At 36.1% G+C, this 2,079-nt stretch carries 2 protein-coding genes; both read left to right on the top strand.

The window, feature by feature from the left end; all coding sequences use genetic code 11:
• The first annotated feature begins 617 nt into the window (after window positions 1–617).
• The gene (locus ENO17_01990; GenBank protein ID HER23816.1) at window positions 618–956 is read left to right on the top strand and encodes an ArsR family transcriptional regulator; all 339 of its coding nucleotides are present in this window, start codon (window positions 618–620) and stop codon (window positions 954–956) included.
• Between the two features lie 129 nt (window positions 957–1,085).
• Window positions 1,086–2,079 (top strand): peptidase U34 (locus tag ENO17_01985; GenBank protein ID HER23815.1); only part of this gene is annotated, 994 nt, incomplete at its 3' end.

Raw genomic sequence — 2,079 nt, 5'->3', positions numbered from 1 at the left:
CTGAATATATTCAGTGCGGCATAGAAATACCCTTAACCATCCTTCCGGGAGAAAAACAAGAAATAACTTTGGCCTATAATTCCAGCCAGCACGAGTTAGGAGAAGTAAGAGAGAGTGCACGGATATACTGTAATGACCCTAGAAGAAAGGCCATTTCGCTGCGCATTAATGGTTATATAAAAGAAAAGGCTGCTCCAACAATAAGTATTTCTCCGGTAGGGGCCAGTTTTAATTTAACCACCAATTCTGAAGGCGAAACGATAGGAAGTTTCGTTCTGGCAAATTTAGCTGAAGACGGGATAAAGATTACTTCCATAAAAACCTCAGTAGATTACCTCATCCCCTTAGTATCTGAGCTTGACTTAAACTCAGGAGAAAAAGAAAATCTACAGGTGATATTATTAAAAGATAGAATCCCGGATAAAATTCAGGAAGGGGAAATAAAGGAATATCTTTATTTAACTATTGCCATCCCTATTGTAATTAATAGATAGTAAATTGTTTCGCTAAAATGAATAAAAATTTTAAATTGTCGAAAAAAAATATGAATAGCCTGCAGGATAAATATTTTTAGGGCAATAACCTGAATATCATCATATATAAAGGAGAATAGAGCAATGGAAGCAGCGATAAAGATCTTCAAAGCCTTATCTGATGAAACTCGCCTGCGTATTTATTTGCTTCTACTGCAAGGTGAATGTTGTGTCTGTGAATTGGTAAATATATTAAATATGGAACAATCAAGAATTTCACACAGTGTTAGGATTTTAAAAGAAGCAGGTCTGGTGATCAATCGGCGAGAAGGTAAGTGGATCATTTATGCAGTAAACCCTGAAACTGAAAATAACAGAATAATTAAAAGTTTAAAAAATGAATTAAAATTACCGGAACAGGATTTAAAAAATATTAGCAAATGTAAGGAAGAAAAGATAAGAGAAAAGTTTAAATGTAATTAATTTTTTGTTTTGTTACTTAATTACCTGGTTAGTTAGTTCAACAATAATAATTTATTTGCCAACTTACCAACTAACCTGCTAACTATTTATTACTCTCTTCATGCTTATCAATAGAAAGGGAGTCAAATTATGTGTGACACTATAGTAGCTGTAGGTTCTGCTTCCGAAGAAGGCTTTACCCTTTTTGGAAAAAATAGTGATCGAGAACCTGATGAAGCCCAAAATATCCTTATAGTTCCCCCTAAAAAGCATGACTTAAAGGCCACCGTTCAATGTACCTATTTGACCATCCCCCAGGTTCAAGAAACTGCCCGTGTATTGCTTTGTCAGCCTTTCTGGATGTTTGGTGCAGAGATGGGTGCCAATGAATATGGAGTAGTTATCGGTAACGAGGCAATATTTACCAGAGAAAAGCCGGAAAAAATAGGCCTAACCGGCATGGATTTGGTTCGCTTAGGTCTGGAAAGAAGTCGAAATGCCCGGCAGGCATTAGAAATTATTATTAAATTATTGGAAGAGTATGGACAGGGAGGCAATTGTGGTTATCGATTTAAACTAAAATACATGAATAGTTTTTTAATTGCCGATCAGAAAGAAGCTTATGTCTTGGAGACAGTTAAAAATTGGTGGGCTTGGAAGAAAATTAAGGATATATGGAGTATATCTAATATAATTTCCTTACAAAAAGATTATGATTCTTGCTCTGAAGGGTTAATAGATAACGCTATTAAAAAAGGTTACTGTAAAAAAAGTGAAGATTTTAATTTTCGAAAATGTTATTCAGCTAAATTTATGACCTGGGCTGCTAAGGGTGCAGAACGGGAGAAGCGATCCCGAATTTTACTTTCACAGAGAAAGAGAAGATTAACTACCAGGGATTTTATCAATATTTTACGAGATCATGGGGAAAATCCACAGTGGAATCCTCACCAGAGATCTGTTGCTACCTTATGCTTACACGCAGCGGATAAATTATTTCGCCGAACCCAGACGGTCTGCTCTCTGGTTGCAAAAACTGGTGATAGCGGGCAATTCTTTTATACTACAGGAGCATCTAATCCTTGTATAAGTCCCTTTTTCCCTGTCTTTTCTCCTGATACTACTATTCCGGGGGAGTATAGAG

The sequence above is a fragment of the Candidatus Atribacteria bacterium genome (assembly GCA_011056645.1).
Taxonomy (GTDB): Bacteria; Atribacterota; Phoenicimicrobiia; order Phoenicimicrobiales; family Phoenicimicrobiaceae; genus Sediminicultor; species Sediminicultor quartus.
This window is presented reverse-complemented; position numbering and strand designations above follow the sequence as displayed.

Bases quoted from the DNA above. Each gene is read 5' to 3' on its own strand.
- ENO17_01990 (HER23816.1), top strand. From the start codon at position 618: ATGGAAGCAGCGATAAAGATCTTCAAAGCCTTATCTGATGAAACTCGC.